The organism is Mycobacterium sp. E1386, from assembly GCF_001672745.1.
Taxonomy (GTDB): Bacteria; Actinomycetota; Actinomycetes; order Mycobacteriales; family Mycobacteriaceae; genus Mycobacterium.
On the sequence record NZ_LZKH01000075.1, the window covers coordinates 1 to 17,077 of the forward strand.

Below are 17,077 nucleotides of genomic sequence, written 5' to 3' on the forward strand. Positions count from 1 at the left end.
GTCCCGCGGGGCACAGCTGCACCACGCCAGCTGCGACGTCGGTCTGCGCGGCAACGGCCTCGCCCCTCCGGGCGGCGTGACTTGGAGCGCTCTGCGCGGCGCACCACTGCTGCCCCGGGTTCGGCGCCATCACCCTTCGGCAACGTCCGCCCCGGCCGCCTGCAGCAGAGGCACAACGTCGTGCAGCCCCGGCACACACGGACACGCTTTCGCGCGCAAACATAAGCCATCAGAACCTCTGCGCTGCCGGGCCGCGATGACATGACCGGTGGGCCTGGGGAGGAACCACGGGGACCAGGGTGAGACGTAACTCGAAAGGGCTGGGCACACGCCGGAAATCGCGTGCTGCTCGACGGGCAAAGGCAAAGTTGTTGGCGACTATTCGAGGACGGGAAGCTCTCGCGCGATCGACCTGCCGCCCCCGGATCGGCGCACCCACCGACCGCGTCGAGATCGGCACCTGGGCACCCGCGCTCCCCGGCGCCGGCTCCCGGCGCTGCGCCGCCCCGGCTGAGCATCGGGATATGCCACCACTCACCACTTGCTGGCGGACCGATCGAATCGATCACACTCAAACACATTGCGGCACAGCCAAAGTGACCGGAATCACCTCATGGATCTCACTCTAGACCGAATCGAGCGGAGTTCCCCGCCCTCGGGCCCGCCGCGGCCGGGCGATCGCAGTCGACATCCGGCTGCGCTGACCTCTGCGCATCCGAAGTCACCGCCACTATTCGCGACGCCGGCAACGCATCAACTCCCGAGTCGGCGTGAGGACAGCGTCGCGATCGCGCGCGATGGGAGCGGCATTCAGTCCACCGGTGCTCGCCGCTTGGGCAGAGGCCGAAGCCTGCGCACCGTCGCGGTGCTGATGTTCAACGGGGCGTCGATGTTCGAGACATCGGTGCCGATGAGCGTGTTCGGCATGAACCCTGCCGGGGCTCCCACATTCACCGTGCTGCCGGTTGCCGGCGAAACCGGCCGGATGCGCACCAGCGACGGAGTTGGATTCGATCCACCGCATGGGCTCGAGGCCCTAGACCGCGCCGGGATTGTGGTCTTACCCGGCTGGCGCAGTCCTCATGACGCCCCACCCCCTGCGTCACTGGAAGCAGTCCGCACAGCACACGCCGATGGAGCCTTGCTCGTGAGCCTGTGTATGGGCGCGTTCGTCCTCGCAGCCACCGGTCTGCTCGACGGCCGGCGGGCCGCCGCGCACTGGTTCCACGCACCCACGCTGGCAGCGCGGTATCCATCGGTTCACGTTGACCCCTCGGTCCTCTTCATCGACGACGGCGACATTGTCACCAGCGCCGGGACGGCAGCTGGTCTGGATGCCTGCCTTCATGTCGTGCGACGCCACTGGGGCGCCTCCGCGGCCACGGCGATAGCCCGTCATCTCGTCCTGTCGCCCGCACGATGCGGCAGCCAAGCACAGTTTGTCGATCACCACGTCCCCGTCCGCTCCGAGGACGTCGAACTGGGAAGGGTGATGGAGTACGCCATCGCTCATCTGCAGCACGTGGACATTGACGCGCTCGCCGTACGAGCCGGCCTGAGCCGCCGGACCTTCGACCGCCGCTTCCGGGTCCAAACAGGGGTCTCGCCGCTGCAATGGCTACTGCACCAACGGATCCTGCGCGCCCAGAATCTTTTGGAGCGCACCGAGCTGACCGTCGACGCCATTGCGCGACAGGTAGGTCTGGCCACCGCGGTGTCGCTCCGTCCCGCATTCCGGCGCATCGTCGGCGTCAGCCCCCAGGCGTACCGGCAAGCTTTCCGGACCGTCGACGCACGTGCCGGTACTGACCGACAATGCGGGCTGACCAACTAGGTGGCGTCTCGCTGCGACTGCGATCAGGCACCGCGGACCGCGTTCCTTCCGGCGGCTGACGAGCGTCCCGCCGGGCAAAATGAGTCAGAAGGCGATCGATTCCAGCCAGCCGGCGATCTGACCTCGGGCCAGCTTCTACGATCACTACGAAGAGCCCCGAACCGGCTCCGGGTAAACCCTTTTCGGAGTAGCACCGTCGCGGATCGCGAGGCGCTGGTGCGCCGACAGGAAGGATTGGTTCCGTGCCCTACTCGAGCGAACACGACGGTTTCAAGCTCTACTACGAGCGCTCCGGGCAAGGTGTCCCGGTCGTCCTGATTCACGGCAACCCCGGCGACCACCGGGAGTACTCCAGGGTCATGCCGCAACTGGTGGAGCACGCCGATGTCACCGTGATCGACTTGCGCGGTTACGGCAAGTCGGACAAACACCTGAGCGATCCAACGGCCTACGCACTCAGTCGCCAGGTGGGCAGCGTCATTGCACTGCTCGAAGAATTGGGTATCAGCAATGCCGTGCTGGGCGGATACGACATCGGCAGCTTCACCGCCCAGACGGTCGCATCGACCCGGCCCGATCTGGTGCGATCGCTGGTAGTCGCACCGCCCACCCTGGGCGTCGGGCGGCGGATTCTCGAAGAGGACGCGGTGAACGCGTTCGTGCACGCCATCTTCTACAAGTCGGAACTCGTCGAAGAAATCATTGACGGCAAGCCCGACGCCGTCCGCGCTGCACTCAAGGAAAACCTGGTGAACTGGTCGGCGCCCGGATCGGGCGTTGTCGACGACCTCCTTGACCACCTAACCGAGAACCACTGCGCACCAGGGGCATTCCTGGCCGGCGTCCTGTGGTTCCGCAACCCTGAGGGCAATCCGATCACCTTCTACGCAAACGAGACGACGCCGGCACGGGAAGACAGGTTCGCCAAGCCCATCACCATCTTGTGGCCGGACCAGGACCCCCTGTTCCCACAGGCATGGAGCGACACCCTGGATGACTTCTACGAAGACTTCACCCTCGAGTACCTTGACAACTGCGGCCATTTCAGCCCACTGGAGTCGCCTGACATGTGGTCCAAGCACCTCCTGGAACACATCAGCCGGTGACCATCGGCCACACCGGAGTTCCGGTTTCGCACCTCGCATCACTCACGAAAGGGCCATTGTCATGAGATCGTCGGGTGCACCCGCCGAGCCGCACTGAACATGATCGACAACGCCCAACCCGGCGACCGCCCAAACCCAAAACAGACTGTCGCACAAGCGGACTCGCGCTGGTTCCCCGGATTCGACGCCGGTACCTTCGATATCGACGGAACGGCCATCTACGCCCGGTGGGGCGGCAACCCTGGCGGACCCGCACTACTGCTCGTGCACGGCTACCCCGAGACCCACCTGATGTGGCGCCACATCGCCGGCCGGCTGCGGGACCGCTACTTCCTGGTCATACCCGACCTCCGCGGCTACGGGGCCTCCGCCAAACCGATCGGGTTACCCGATCACAGCAATTACAGCAAGCGGACCATGGCCAACGACCTCGTCGCGGTCGTGGATCAGCTCGGACGAGACTCGTTCTACCTCTGTGGGCACGACCGCGGGGCGCGCGTTGCGGCCCGCCTGGCGCTGGATCACCCACACCGAGTCAGGAAGCTGTCTCTGATCGACATAGCCCCCACCCTCGACATGTATATGGCCACCAACCAAGAGTTCGCGACCGCCTACTTTCACTGGTTCCTGCTCATTCAGGCCGCCCCACTGCCCGAACTTCTCATCGGAGGCAACCCGGCCGCTTACCTGGCCATCGTGCTACGACAACTATCAGGCGGGAACGACGACTACCTTGAACGCGAGGTGATTGCCGAGTACGAACGCGCTTTCTGCACTCCCGAGACGCTGCACAGCACCGCCGAGGACTACCGGGCCAGCGCCGGCATCGACCTCGAACACGATCAACACAGTCGCGATCGCGGACATCGGATCGCCTGCGACACACAGGTTCTGACCGCCGAGAACGGAGCAGTGCATCGCCTGTTCGACGCTCACGCCCTCTGGCAAGCCCAATGTGCTGCAACTGTCACCACGACGACGCTGCCATCGGGGCACTTCATCCCCGAAACGCTGCCCGACGAGACCGCCGCCGCGCTATCGAGCTTCTTTCCCACCTGACGCGGTTCTGCCGCTCCGAATCGGTTGAATCAAAGAAAAGCGAGGTCGTAGTGAGTGCGGTCGCCTTCATCGGTCTCGGAATCATGGGCAGTCCCATGGCGGTCAACCTCGTCCGCGCGGGTCATCAGGTGACCGGATACAACCGATCGCGTCACCGAGTTTCCGACCTCGTCGCCGCCGGCGGTGTTGCCGCCGACTCCATCGCCGACGCGGTCCAGCACGCCGACATCGTCGCCTTCATGCTGCCCGACTCCCCCGACGTCGAAGCCGTGCTAACCGCCGACGGTGGAGTTTTCGAGACGGCCCAACCGGGTGCGCTGATCATCGACTTCTCCAGCATCCGGCCCGACGTCACACGCACGCTGTCCAGCCGGGCGCGCCAGCGCGGCCTCCGGATGATCGACGCCCCCGTTTCGGGCGGCCAGGTTGGCGCCATCAACGCCGAACTCTCGGTCATGGTGGGCGGCAGCCCTGAGGACTTCGCGGCGGCGCAACCAGTGCTGCAAGCGGTCAGCGCCCACGCCGCACTCGTTGGACCCTGCGGCTCAGGGCAGACGTTGAAAGCCGCCAACCAGCTCATCGTCGCGGGCAACATCCAACTTCTCGCCGAGGCGCTCGTCTTCCTCGAAGCGCATGAAGTGGACACTTACGCGGCGATCAGCGTCCTCAGCGCGGGCCTCGCCGGATCAGCGGTACTTGATCAGAAAGCCCACAACATGCTGAGCCGGTCTTTCGCGCCCGGCTTCCGCCTCGACCTGCACCACAAAGACCTCGGCATCTTCGCCGAAGCAGCCCGCAGCGTCGGCGCCATCAGCCCTGTCGGTTCCCTCGTTGCGCAACTCCTGGCCGCCGCCCGGGCCAACGGCGACGGAAGCCTCGACCACTCCGCACTCCTGCGGGGAGTTGAGCGGCTCTCCGGTCGCGAGGTAAGGGATAGCGCCTGAGTTCGCAATCCCCGGGCATCTCGGCAGTCGCCGCCACTCGCCCGGGCCACACCGGGCCTTGCCCATATTGTCTACTGTAAGAATTACAGTACGATCTTACGCAATGGCGTGCCCCGTTCCTGCTGGAGATGCTGGAGTACTACGTGACGACCGACGTTCGCAGCGCTGACGAGACGGTCAGCCTGCGTGACCCCTACCCGTTCTTCGCGCGAAAGCGCCGCGAATCCGGGGTGTTCCGCGGGACCGTGATGGACTATGCCAAGACGCCCGAGTCGCTCATGCCCAAGCGCGAGTACTCCGCGGTGTCCTTCGATGCGGTGAACACGGTGTTCCGGGACGGCCGGGTGTTCAGCTCCGCACCCTACGACAAGACGATCGGCCTCTTCATGGGGCCGACCATCCTGGCGATGGAGGGAAAGAAGCATCGCGACCATCGCAACCTGGTGTCCGCGGCTTTCAAGTCCAAGGCGCTGGCCCGCTGGGAGGACACCATTGTGCGGCCGATCTGCAACGCGCTGATCGACGAGTTCATCGCCAGCGGTGAAGCGGACCTGGTCCGGAACTTCACCTTCGAATTCCCCACCCGCGTCATCGCCCAACTGCTGGGGCTGCCGGCCGACGACTTGCCGATGTTCCGCAAGCGCGCCGTGCAATTGATCAGCTACCACGTCGACTACGAGCGCGCGTTCGAGGCGTCGGCGGCGCTCAAGGATTACTTCGTCGAGCAGATCGAAGAGCGCAAATCCCAGCCCACCGAGGACATCATCGGCGACCTGGTCACCGCGGAGATCGACGGCGAAAAGCTAAGCGACGAAGCCATTTACTCCTTCCTGCGGCTGCTGCTGCCGGCCGGGTTGGAGACCACGTACCGGTCATCGGGCAACCTGCTGTACCTGTTGCTCACCCATCCGGACCAGTTCGCCGCGGTGCAGGACAATTTGGAGCTGCTGCCGCGGGCGATCGAGGAAGGGCTGCGTTACGAGACACCGCTCACCACCGTGCAGCGGTTCACCACCGAGGACACCGAGCTGGAAGGTGTCGAGATTCCGGCACGTGCGGTGGTGGGCGTGTGCGTCGGGTCAGCGAACCGCGACGAACGGCGCTGGGATCGTTCGGAAGAGTTCGACATTTTTCGCGAGCACCACCCGCACATCTCCTTCGCCGCCGGTGAACACACGTGCCTGGGGCTGCACCTGGCGCGGCTGGAGACCCGCGTCGCGGTCGAATGCCTGCTGGACCGGCTGACCAACCTCAGGCTGCTCACCGACGACGACCCACACATCCACGGCCAGCCCTTCCGTTCGCCGACGGCGCTTCCCGTGGCGTTCAAGGCGAAGTAGGGTCCGAAAATGGTAAAAGTCATGTCGGGCTTCCGGGTCCTCGAACTTGCGCAATTCACCTTCGTCCCCGCCGCGGGCGCCATCCTGGCGGATTGGGGCGCAGACGTTATCAAGGTCGAACACCCTCTGCGCGGCGATACCCAGCGCGGCTTCATCAACATGGGTGGCATCCAACTCGACCCGGAGCGGCACCCGCTGATGGAGCACCCCAACCGGGGCAAGCGCAGCGTAGGGATCGACGTCTCGAAGCCGGGCGGTCAGGAAGTGATCTACGAACTGGCCAAGACCGCCGATGTGTTCCTCACCAATTACATGCCGGCGCAGCGCCAGCGGCACAAGTTCGACGTGGAGCACATCCGCGCGGTGAACCCGGACATCGTCTATGCGCGCGGTTCGGCGTATGGGGACAAGGGCGCCGAGCGTGACACGGGCGGTTACGACGGGACGGCGTTCTGGACGCGCAGCGGCATCGGGTACGCGCTGACGCCCGAGGAGCTGGGTGGCGCGCTTGGGCAAGGCATTCCAGCGTTCGGCGACTCCATCGGTGGCATGTTCATCGCCGGCGGCATCTCGGCCGCGTTGCTGCATCGCGAGCGCACCGGCGAGGCCCTCGAGCTCGACGTGTCGTTGTTGAGCACGGCCTGGTGGGCGGCGGGAGCGAGCGTGACGCAGGGGATGGAGACCGGACAGGTGATGCGCACTCCCATGCCGGGCTCCGCCACCGCGATGTCGGTGAACCCGTTCATGGGCAACTACGAAACTTCCGACGGCGGCACCATCAACCTGTGCATCATCAGCCCGACCGGTCTGATCCGCGACACGTTCGAGCATCTCGGCATCCCCGAGACTGCGGACGATCCCCGCTTTTCGGATGTGCTTCCGCTGATACAGAATGCCAACGCGGCCGCCGAGCTGATCGCAAAGGCCTTCGCCGCCAAGCCTTTCGACTACTGGCGGCAGCACCTGAAGACGATGAAGGGCCAATGGGCGCCGTTCCAGAGCCTCCTCGACCTGGTCGATGACGAGCAGGCCCGTGCCAACGACATGATCAGCGAGGTCGAGCTCGCCAGCGGCGGGAAGCCTTTCCGCGTCGTGCGCGGCCCCGTGCAGTTCAACCACGAGCCGCTGGTCACCACGCGGGCCCCTCAGGCTTCCGAACACACCGAGATCGTGCTGATGGAACTGGGCATGGACTGGGACCGCATCGAGGAACTGAAGGACGCGGGAGCCATTGCGTGATCGCGCCGGCGACGATGCTTTGGGTGACGACCTGAGACTTCGCCGAACGTGCACTCAGGGCGAAGAATTGGCTGATTTCTCGCCCTGAGTGCACGTTCGGCGCGTTATCAACCAGCCTTTTTGACCGGCGGCGCGTAAGCCGGCTTGCCCAGACCGAGCATGTACTGGGCGATCATGTTGCGGAACACCTCCAGCGTGCCGCCATAGATTCCCACCAGCGGGGCGAATCGGTAGGCGTACTCGGCGCTGCCGTCGTCGGCGGCCGCTTCGGTTCCGTATGGCAGCGCGGAGGCGGTCCCGAGGATGTCCATCAGTTCCGGGGAGATGTCACGCATTGTTTGCGCGATGGCGACCCGGCCGAAGATGCTCGGCGTGGCCAACGCCGTCTCCAGTCGGGCGACGCAGCGGCCCAGCCGGTATGCCACCGATTTGTCGTCGATGAGCCGGTGCCCGTCGCCGTCGGGCCGCGTCACACTCGCCGCGGCCTTGTCCACCGCCTGCGACAGGAAACCGGCCTGGTGCATCATGATTGAGGTGTCCTGCAGTCCGTCGGGGGCGGCGGCGACGGCGCCGTGCTCGACGTTGAGCGGCTCGCGCAGAACGGTCCAGCCACCGTTCACCTCGCCCAGCCGATACTTGTCGTCTACCCGCACATCGCTGTAGTAGACGATGTTGGTCCGATCACCGTCCACCGTGCGGATGCCCTGGATTTCGATGCCCGGCGAATCCAGCGGCACCAGGAACATGGTCAGGCTCTTGTGCTTCGGCTCGTCCGGGGCGGTGTTGGTGATCAGGAAGACGTACTGACAGTTATGGGCGCCGGTGGTGAACATCTTGGAGCCGTTGATGATCCACCCGTCGCCGTCGCGCACGGCGCGGGTCTTACAAGTGGCGATGTCGGAGCCACCTTCGGGCTCGGTGTAGCCCAGGCACAACCGGACCTCGCCGCTGAAGACTTTCGGTAATACCTCGTCGCGTACTTGCGGTGACCCGAACTTGGCCACCGAACGGGCCACCATCGCCGTCGTCCCCCAGGTCACCCAGGGCACGTGTGCACGCCGCTTCTCCAGCTCCCATATGCGCCGCCGCACCCGGGTGAAACCACCTTCGGATTCCGGTTTCCACTCGGCCTCCAAATAGCCTGCCGCGCCGAACTTCAGGTGCAGACCCTCGTCGAAATTGTCGCCCGTCTCGCGGTCCCGTCGCCTGATCTCCTCGGTCATATGGGTATCCAGGAAACTGCGTGCTTCGTCGCGGAATGCCTTGTCGTCGTCCGACAGTTCGACGCGGGAGAAATCCATGATGTCGCCCCTTCCTAGGCCGGCTGCGCCGCGCCCTCGCGGGCGGTCACTATCTCGGCGACCCGTTGCGCCGTGACACCAGGATCACCACCGGCCAGTGGCCATCCCCGGGCGCGCACCAGATACGCCGTCGCCGCGGCTTCGGACGAAACCCCGAGTCCGCCCTGGATGTGAACCGCCATGGTCGCCGCCTTGGCGGCCTCCTCGGCCATGAAAACGAAAGCAGAGGGCGCCAATTCGGGCCGCTCGTCGGGTTCATTGTCCAGAAACCAGGCGGCGCGTCGAGCCAGGTTCCGCCCACCCTGGACGGTGATAGCCATGTTCGCGAGGGGATGGGAGATCGCTTGCAGGGTGGAGATGGGCACGCCCAGCGTGTAGCGGGTCTTGGCGAACTCGGCCGCGATCGTCATGGTCTCCTCCACCAGCCCGACGAGCGCCGCAGCGACCAGCAACCGCCATTCGTCCAGCGCCAGCCGGTACGCCGCCACCGCTTCGCGTCCTTCGGCGACGACCGTACGGGTGTCGGCCGCGGTTGGGTCTACCCACGCCATCGGCAGCCGGCCGATGTTGTCGACCTTCTCGGGGCGGGTCGAGAAGGTCAGCCGCACGACTTCGTCGCCGTCGCGGACGATGATGTGGTCGGCGATCGACCCAGAGGGAATCAACCGCGGACCGCGTCCGGCGTCAAGGCGCGGGTCAAGCGCGGCCAGCTGTTCCCCCTCGGCCACTCCGGCGACCCCCTCACCCAGCGCGCCGAGGCGCCCCAGCAGGCGAGCGGTGCACACATGGTCGATCCATGGAACGGGTGCCAGGGACCGGCCGAGTTCTTCGGCCACCAACGTGAGATCGACCAAGGTGGCGCCGTCGCCGCCGCACGACTCCGGCAGTGCCATCGTGGTCGCGCCCATCCCGCACAACCTTTCCCAGAGGCTTTTGTCGAAGCCGGATGGCTCTGCGGCCCGTACGGTTTCGATCGAGCAGTGGGTCTTGAAGAACTGCTTGTAGGCCTCTTGCAGGGCCACATGGTCGTCGGACAGGCTGTAGTCCAGTCGGCGGAGTTCGAAGCGGTCCATCGTTACTCGTCCTTCCCGAAGAAGAAGTCTCGCGCGTTGTTGTATAGGTAGTTGTCCAACACCTCGGCGGGCAGGTCAAGGGCACGGGCCTCGGGTATGACCCGGCGCATAGGCAACACCGGCCAGTCCGAGGCGTAGATCACTTTGTTGGGCCCACGGGTGCGCATGTAGTGCAGCAGGCTCTCTGGCAGCCGCTTGGGCGACCACGCCGACGTCATAAGGCGCAGGTTGGCGTACTTCAACAGCAACCGGATGGCCACGTCCCACCACGGGTCGGCGCCGTGAATCATGCACAGCCGCAGTTCGGGGAATCGCACGCACACGCGGTCCAGGTGCATCGGGTGCTGAACCTCCCCGGGTATCGGCGGTCCCGGGATACCGGTGTTGATGCAGAGCGGAAGGTCCAGTTCCGCGCACTTGGCGTAGAGCGGGTAATAGACGGCGTCGCTGGGCGGGTACTGGCCGTCGCCCCAAAAGCTCGGCCCGACTACGGCATACGCCACCGGCAACTCGCCCGAGATGGCGGTCAGTTCGCGCAGCGACCGCACCGGCCGCAGCAAGTTGGCCCCGCCCATGGCCAGCGCGAACCGGTCCGGCCTGGCTTCGACGAATTTGCGCGCAGTCGTGGACGGGTTGGCAAGCGAGTCCATCAGGATCGCCTTCTGCACGCCCTGTTCGTCCATCTCGGAAAGTAATTCGGAGAGGTCGACCGGGGCAAACATCGACTCGGGGCCCTTGAAGTAATCGTCCCTGACCTTGAGCATCCACGTCGGCTGAGATTCGGCTTCCCCGAAGTGGACGTTCACCAGGCAGTCAATCGCTTTGGTGTTCATGACTTCTTTCGGGGTCGGACGGGACCAGCGCGATCGCCGGAACGTGTTGAGTGGCTTGCTCTCTGGCCCAGCGGTAATTGGGCTTGCCGTTCCCGAGGCGTTCGATCTGCTCGACGAAGATGTAGGCCTTGGGCGCCTTGAAATGCGCCAGCTGCGTCGTGCATGCGCCGTAGAGCGCGTCCTGAGTGAGGCAGGCGTCGGCGTGCGTTGCGACGAGCGCGACGACCTCTTCTCCCCACCGCTCGCTCGGGCGCCCTACGACCAGGGCATCGACGACGCCCGGCTGTGCTCGCAGCACTTCCTCGACTTCTTCGACGAAGACCTTTTCGCCGCCGGTGTTCACGACCAGCGAATCGCGGCCGAGTAGGCGAATGGTGCCATCGGGTTCGAGAGATGCCCGGTCGCCGGGGATCACCACCCGCTGTCCCTCGATCTCCGGAAAGGTCCGCTGCGTGGCCTCGGCATCGCCGAAATACCCGAGCGGAATCCGGCCCGTTCGGGCGGCCCAGCCGACCTCCTGCTCACCGGGCCGTAGGAACCGACTCCGGTCGGCCGACACCACGGTCGCCCCCTCCCTGGGCTGGAAGGTCTCGCTGGCGTTCCCTTCACGGCTGTGTCCGAATGCCATGTTGCCGCTCTCGGAGGATCCGTAGCCCTCGATGATGGTGATGTGCGGCAGGCATTCCATCAGTGCGCGTTTGTGTTTCGCGTTGGTCGCGGCCCCTCCGGTGCCGATCGCGTTCAGCGAGGACAGGTCGTAAGAGCGCGCGCGCAGCTCGGCGATCAGCGGCCCGGCGTAGGCGTCGCCCACCATGGTCATCATGCCCACCTTCTCGCGTTCGGCGGTTTCCCACACCGACCGTACGTCCAGCTTGTTGCGGTCGTCGTAGAGCACCACCGGCAGGCCGGCGCAGAGCGCGGCGAAGGCGGTCCACATTCCGGCGGCGTGCATGAGCGGAGAGACGGCGAACCAGGGTTGCCCGCCCCCGGCGACTTTGTCGTGAATCTCGGTGACGCTGGCATGGTCGGCGCCCACCATCGACGACACGTACATGTCGCTCTGTCGCCACAACACACCCTTGGGGCGTCCCGTCGTTCCGCCGGTACACATCATGATGAGGTCATCCGGTGAGCCCGCGTCCTCGCGATCGGGGCCGGCGGCCGCCAGCACATCGTCGAACGAGATCGCCTTCGGCAGTTGGGGAACGGTACTGCCGTCGTCGATGGATATCAGCAACTCCGTGCCGGTCGGGGGCAGGACGTCGGCGAACCGCGCGCCGAGCGAGCGGTGGTAGATGATGCCTCGAGGGCGCACATAGTCGAGCAGGTCGCGGATTTCCCGCGGCGAGTAGTGGTGATTGACGTTGACCGGGACGGTGCGCGCCTTGAGGCATCCGATCACCATGTCGGGGTAGAGGTCGTTGTACATGATGAGCGCGATCCGATCCTGGCCGCACTCCCAGCGCTGCAACTCATCGCGCGGGGCGTAGACACCGAATCCCTTGCCCTCGAGGTAGTTCGCCAACCGGTTGGTGCGGCGCGCGGATTCGGCAAAGGTGCTTTTGCGGTCTCCGCACACCGTCATCAGGCGGTCGGGCACCACGTCGGCAATGGCGTCGAGAACGGCGCCCACGGTCCATTCACTCATCGTGCGGGCGGCTAGACGGCCGACGCGACGGGGACGCCGAGCAAGTCGAGGGCGTTGTCGCGCATCACTTTACGGACATCATCTTCGCTGAAGCCGTTGAGCTCCTCGGCGAACGACACCGGCGTCTCGAGACCCTCGCCGTGCGGCCAGTCGGAACCGAACAAGATCTTGTCGATGCCGATGACATCGGCAAGCTCCACCAGGTCGTCCTCGTAGTAGGGGGCGATCCACACGTTGTTGCGCAACTGCTCCACCGGATCCTCGGGAAACTCGCGGGGCTGGGTGTTGGCCGCCTTCTTCAGCCGCTTGATCAGCCGATGGACGAAGTATGAGCCGTTCTCGATGCTGACCGCTTTCAATTTGGGATGACGGGTGAACACGCCGTGCACGATCATCGATGCCATCGTGTCGTGGATGGCGCGGTCGTCGAGGAGCACGTTATCCAGCGGGTCCTTCGCGCCAAACCCCTCGAACGTCGCCTTACCGCCCCACGCCGCCGCGATGTGCAGATAGCCGCTGTCGCTGAGGTGGAATCCGACCGGGACTCCGGCCTCGGCCAGCCGGGCCCAGACTGGGTCATGGCTGGGATGACCCAACGAGCGCGGTTTGACCAAACCGGGCACCGGCGCAGGGCGCACCAGCACCAGCTTGGCGCCGCGTCCCAGCACGAACTCCACCTCTTCGAGCGCCTTTGCCGGGTCGGCCAGCGAGACGATCGGCGCGGCAATGATGCGGTGGTCGGGCCGGTCGAAGCCCCAGTCCTCGTCGAGCCATAGGTTGAACGCGTGCACCGACGCCATCGTCGCCTCGATGTCGTGTTTGAGCGCCTCCTCGACCCCGCATGCGAAAGTCGGCAGCATGAACACCGTTTCGACGTCCTGTGTGTCCATCACCGCCACCCGCGCGTCGCGGTTCTGGTACTCCGGGTGGTCGGCGAGGCGCTCGACCTTCATCAGTGACGCCGGATCGACGCCTTCGGGAATCTCCCCGCGGAACAAGAGATCCAGGCAGCCGGGCACGATGATCGGGTCGAAGGTGGGATTGGGAACGAAATGGTTGACCCGACCCCCGATCACGGCCAAGGTGCGCTTGCCCTGACTGACCATCTGGACGCCGCGGCTCTTGAACGCCCTGTCGAGGTGCCGGGTGAAGGCGTCCAGGGGCTCGTAGTAGTGGTTGTCGACGTCAATCGCCTTGTAACCCAAATTGGCCATGATCTTCCTTTCCGGCGGTACCGGCGAGCGCTAAGCGTCGGTCGAGTCGAGCGAGGGGAACTGCGGGGGCCGCTTCTCGAGGAAGCTGGTGATGCCTTCGATGACGTCCGGCCGCGGCATCGCTTCGCGCAACAGGATTTCGGCGCGTGAGGTGGCGTCCACGACATCGCGAGTGGCGTCACCGTAGACCTGCCTCTTGATCACTTCCATGGACGCCGGCGAACAATTGCGGGCGATGTCCTCGGCGTATTCCAACGCGCGCTTCATCAGATCTTCGGGCGCGACCACTTCCTTGACGAGGCCGAGCTCGGCCGCCTCTTCGGCGAGGAAGGTGCGCCCGCTCAAAAGCAGATCCAGGGCGACGCCCCACGTGGTGAGGCGCGGCAGGATCCAGGAGATGCCGAACTCCGCGATAAGCCCGCGCCGGGCGAAGACCGCGGCGAACTTCGCGCCGGCGGCCGCGAACCTTACGTCACACATGAGCGCGTGGGTCAGGCCGATGCCGACGCAGGCGCCGTTGATGGCCGCGATGACGGGCTTGCGCAGCGTGGTCACGAAATGCGGTGGGCGTTCGCCGACCAAGTCGGCGAGGCTGGTTTGACTCGCCCTCTCCATCGTGTCGCCATAGGTGGGCGCGGAACTCGGCGTGCCCAGATACGCGCCGGCGCAGAAACCCCTGCCCCGCCCGGTCAGCACGATCACCCGGATGGCCGGGTCCTGTTCGGCGCGGTCGATCGCGGAGTAGAAGCCGGCGGCGATGTCTGGACCCCAGGCGTTGAGACGGTCCGGTCGGTTGAAGGTCAGAATCGCGACGCCGCTGCCGGTGGCCTCGTAGAGCACTGCGTCCTCGGAAGCGCCGTCGCTGCCGGACATCTCCCCCGGTACCTCCTCGTCGTTCGCATACCGGATTGCGCGATATTTTGTACGCATACTGTATACCTATCGGTACCGTTTTCCACAACCGCCGCCATGCCCCTGCGGACCCCGGCCGAACAGCGGATATCTGTCTACTGAAGCGCGCTCCTTAGCCGCGGAATATGGGCCGCCGATCGGCCCGTATCGCCCAGTGTGGCGAGCACCACGCCCACACCAGGTTTTCTTCGACCACCGATTTGGGAAAGCGAAGAAAGATACCCGATACCAGGGAGGGGAAACGCAATGGTTGACATCAAGAGTGGCCCGGTCGAGGCGGTCCAGGGCATCGTCGAGGCGGTCTTCGGCAAGGCCAAGGAGATCATCGGCACGATCATCGGCCGCAACGATCTAGTGAACGAGGGCCAGGCCCAGCAGGACAAGGCCGACGCCCAGCGCAACGCGGCCAAGAAGGAAGCCGCGGCCGAGAAGGCCCGGGCCAAGGCCAAGACGGCGGAGGCGCGCCAAAAGGCCGAACAGCAGTAAGGTACGAGGGGTGGCAAGGGCCCGGTCACCGGCTGGTGGCCGGGTCCTTGCGCGTCAGTCGACTTCTGGCACAGGCCTTTTGCCGAGCCGCTACGCTCCGACGAGCCCGAGGCGGCGATACGCCTCCTCGATCTGTGACTTGGCCTCCGGCGGCAATTCCGCTTGCGGTGGCCGGGAATGCGGATACTCGCCTATCGGCAATCCGAGCAGCGAGGCGGCGTACTTGAACGCGCCAGCCCAATGAGTGAAGTAATCGGCCCGCCCCGGATAACAGGTCCACCAGGATCCGACGTCGAGGTCGAACTGGTCCAGTCCCGACTCACGACCGAAATCCATCGCCTCGATCAGCTTGTCGCTTTGCACCAAATCCCAATAATGGGAGAACAATCGCCGCTGCGGAGTCTCGAACAGGTAGCCCGCGGTGCCCAGCTGGGCCGGACAGACGATCCCGTCGCGCAGCCACCCCGCGCGATAGACCGTCTTGTCGCATTCCCAGAGCACCAGGCCGGGCGCCAGCTGGTGCAACATGCGGCTACTCGCCGGCCGGAAGGCGCCCTCCTTCGTGGCGCACACCGCGGGCACCTCGTCGTAGATCCGTGCGCTCTCGACTGCGGTTAGCACGTACCCGGACGACGGTGAGTTGAACATGCCCAGGGCGATGTCGGTGCGGGCAGCGATGTACTTGAAGAATCGCAACACCCCCTCGCCCCCGTGCGCCTCCATCATCGGCGTCTGGATGTAGGCGATGTCGGCACCGGCCTCTTGGGCGTGCAGCGTCAAGTCCAGACAGTCCTTCGCCGCCATCGCCGCCGTGCAGGCTTGCACCACGACATCGGGGTTGACGGCGCGAGCTTCCTCGATCGCCACCTCCAGCAAGCGTTTTCGCTCGTCGAGGGTCAGCGACCAGAATTCGGCGAGCCCACTGGTGCACCACAACATCGGGTGCCCAAGGTCGCCGACGCAATACCGGACCAGCGTCCGGTAGGCCTCCCAGTCGATGTCGTCACCATCCGGGCCGCAGAACGGGGTGTACAGCGAGTCGCCGATTCCCCGCAAGGCCCCGCGCGCCCAGGCGCGCGCCTCACTTGCCGTCGCCACCGTCGACTCCTTCCCATCAGCCGAACTTTCTTCCATCCCGGCGGTTAGGTGAAGTCCGAACCACCGTCGACGTTGATGTTCGCCCCGGTCATGTACGAGTTGCGCCGCGACGCGAGGAAGGCGACCACCGGCCCGATCTCCTCCGGTAGTCCCGCCCGGGGCATGTGCGCGGGATGGCCAAAGTGCTTGGCAATGGCGTCCATTAGCGCGTAGGGGTCGCCGCCGTCGACTCCTACCGACTGCGCCCAGCCGACCAGCGACTCGGACGCGATGGTGCCTGGCGACACCACGTTGACCAAGATCTCGTCCTTGGCCAACAGCAACGACAGATTCTTGGAGACGCTTGTCAGCGTCGCCTTGGCCGCCGTGTAGGCGGGCAGCATGACGCTCTGCCGCTGGGTCGAGTGCGCCGAGAAGTTGACTATCCGCGCCCATTGCGCCTTACGCAGCAGCGGAAGTGCCGCGCGGACGCAGCGCACCATGCCCATCACGCCGTCTTCGACGGCTTGGCGCCACTGCTCGTCGGTCAAATCGTCGAAAGTGCCCGCCGCGCCCGGCCCGACCGTATTGACAAGAACATTGAGTTCGCCGCCCCATCGCCGCGCGAGGTCGGCGAATGTTTCGTCGACCTGCCCCGCGTCACCGATGTCCGCGACGAGACCGACGGCATCCGCGCTTCCGCGTGCGGTCAGATCCGCGACCGCGGAGTCGAGTGCATCACGGCTGCGGCCGACCACCGCCACCCGGGCACCCTCGTCGGCGAGGCATCGTGCCGCCGCCAAACCCATCCCGCGGCTGCCGCCGACCACCACCGTTGCGGCATGCGCCAGACCTAAATCCATGGCAATTCCCGTGGCTCATCGGGGGACTCGATCAATGGCCTGTGCCCGGTCATCTTCGCCCGTCCAGCCTTCGTTACCAAAAAGCCTACGATAGGTATTACAGTAGCAGATGAAAAATTGCAGAGAAGCCGAGTTGACGGTCCTCGTC

General features: G+C 65.4%; 15 protein-coding genes. 7 read left to right on the forward strand and 8 right to left on the reverse strand.

All coding sequences use genetic code 11. From position 1 onward, the window contains the following. Nucleotides 1–865 precede the first annotated feature (865 nt). The 6 genes from A5709_RS07765 (at nucleotide 866) to A5709_RS07790 (ending at nucleotide 7,522) form a co-directional block, all read left to right on the forward strand. Nucleotides 866–1,834: a GlxA family transcriptional regulator gene (locus tag A5709_RS07765; RefSeq protein WP_197520100.1), complete on the forward strand. Its 969-nt coding sequence runs from the start codon at nucleotides 866–868 to the stop codon at nucleotides 1,832–1,834. A 242-nt stretch (nucleotides 1,835–2,076) separates the two neighbouring features. Further along, nucleotides 2,077–2,940 (forward strand): alpha/beta fold hydrolase, encoded by an 864-nt coding sequence (locus tag A5709_RS07770; RefSeq protein ID WP_082973813.1) that lies wholly within the window; start codon nucleotides 2,077–2,079, stop codon nucleotides 2,938–2,940. 99 nt (nucleotides 2,941–3,039) lie between these two features. Further along, nucleotides 3,040–3,999 carry an alpha/beta fold hydrolase gene (locus A5709_RS07775; protein WP_082973814.1) on the forward strand — a complete coding sequence of 320 codons (960 nt, stop codon included), beginning with the start codon at nucleotides 3,040–3,042 and terminating at the stop codon, nucleotides 3,997–3,999. Then, nucleotides 3,894–4,943, forward strand: coding sequence for a 2-hydroxy-3-oxopropionate reductase (locus A5709_RS07780; RefSeq protein ID WP_082953603.1), 1,050 nt, complete (start codon nucleotides 3,894–3,896; stop codon nucleotides 4,941–4,943). The genes A5709_RS07775 and A5709_RS07780 overlap by 106 nt, the downstream gene beginning before the upstream one ends. 143 nt (nucleotides 4,944–5,086) lie before the next feature. Then, nucleotides 5,087–6,283, forward strand: coding sequence for a cytochrome P450 (locus tag A5709_RS07785; protein WP_369806154.1), 1,197 nt, complete (start codon nucleotides 5,087–5,089; stop codon nucleotides 6,281–6,283). A 21-nt stretch (nucleotides 6,284–6,304) separates the two neighbouring features. Next, a complete protein-coding gene (locus A5709_RS07790; protein WP_068119214.1) occupies nucleotides 6,305–7,522 on the forward strand; it encodes a CaiB/BaiF CoA-transferase family protein in 1,218 nt (405 codons plus the stop codon). A gap of 107 nt (nucleotides 7,523–7,629) precedes the next feature. Here the strand turns inward: A5709_RS07790 and A5709_RS07795 are convergent, their stop codons facing one another. From A5709_RS07795 to A5709_RS07820, 6 genes are read right to left on the reverse strand one after another with little or no spacing between them, the layout of a single operon-like run. Next, a complete protein-coding gene (locus A5709_RS07795) occupies nucleotides 7,630–8,823 on the reverse strand; it encodes an acyl-CoA dehydrogenase family protein (protein ID WP_068119216.1) in 1,194 nt (397 codons plus the stop codon). A gap of 14 nt (nucleotides 8,824–8,837) precedes the next feature. Continuing rightward, complete coding sequence (locus tag A5709_RS07800) at nucleotides 8,838–9,896, reverse strand: acyl-CoA dehydrogenase family protein (protein WP_067950946.1); 1,059 nt, start codon at nucleotides 9,894–9,896, stop codon at nucleotides 8,838–8,840. Between the two features lie 2 nt (nucleotides 9,897–9,898). Continuing rightward, a complete protein-coding gene (locus tag A5709_RS07805) occupies nucleotides 9,899–10,729 on the reverse strand; it encodes an amidohydrolase family protein (RefSeq protein WP_068119222.1) in 831 nt (276 codons plus the stop codon). Continuing rightward, nucleotides 10,710–12,377, reverse strand: a complete 1,668-nt coding sequence (locus A5709_RS07810) for an acyl-CoA synthetase (RefSeq protein ID WP_068119225.1) — start codon at nucleotides 12,375–12,377, stop codon at nucleotides 10,710–10,712. Before A5709_RS07810 ends, A5709_RS07805 begins: the two co-directional genes overlap by 20 nt. 11 nt (nucleotides 12,378–12,388) lie before the next feature. Continuing rightward, nucleotides 12,389–13,591, reverse strand: coding sequence for an amidohydrolase family protein (locus A5709_RS07815; RefSeq protein WP_067950949.1), 1,203 nt, complete (start codon nucleotides 13,589–13,591; stop codon nucleotides 12,389–12,391). Nucleotides 13,592–13,621: 30 nt separating this feature from the next. Then, nucleotides 13,622–14,464, reverse strand: a complete 843-nt coding sequence (locus tag A5709_RS07820; protein WP_067950950.1) for an enoyl-CoA hydratase — start codon at nucleotides 14,462–14,464, stop codon at nucleotides 13,622–13,624. A gap of 285 nt (nucleotides 14,465–14,749) precedes the next feature. On the opposite strand from A5709_RS07820, the gene A5709_RS07825 reads away from it, so the two are divergent. Next, a complete protein-coding gene (locus A5709_RS07825; RefSeq protein WP_068012632.1) occupies nucleotides 14,750–14,989 on the forward strand; it encodes a general stress protein CsbD in 240 nt (79 codons plus the stop codon). Between the two features lie 90 nt (nucleotides 14,990–15,079). Here the strand turns inward: A5709_RS07825 and A5709_RS07830 are convergent, their stop codons facing one another. Next, entirely contained in the window at nucleotides 15,080–16,087 is a 1,008-nt protein-coding gene (locus A5709_RS07830) for a dihydrodipicolinate synthase family protein (protein WP_067951085.1), read from the reverse strand. A 44-nt stretch (nucleotides 16,088–16,131) separates the two neighbouring features. Next, nucleotides 16,132–16,929 carry an SDR family NAD(P)-dependent oxidoreductase gene (locus A5709_RS07835; RefSeq protein ID WP_068119227.1) on the reverse strand — a complete coding sequence of 266 codons (798 nt, stop codon included), beginning with the start codon at nucleotides 16,927–16,929 and terminating at the stop codon, nucleotides 16,132–16,134. Between the last annotated feature and the right edge of the window lie 148 nt (nucleotides 16,930–17,077).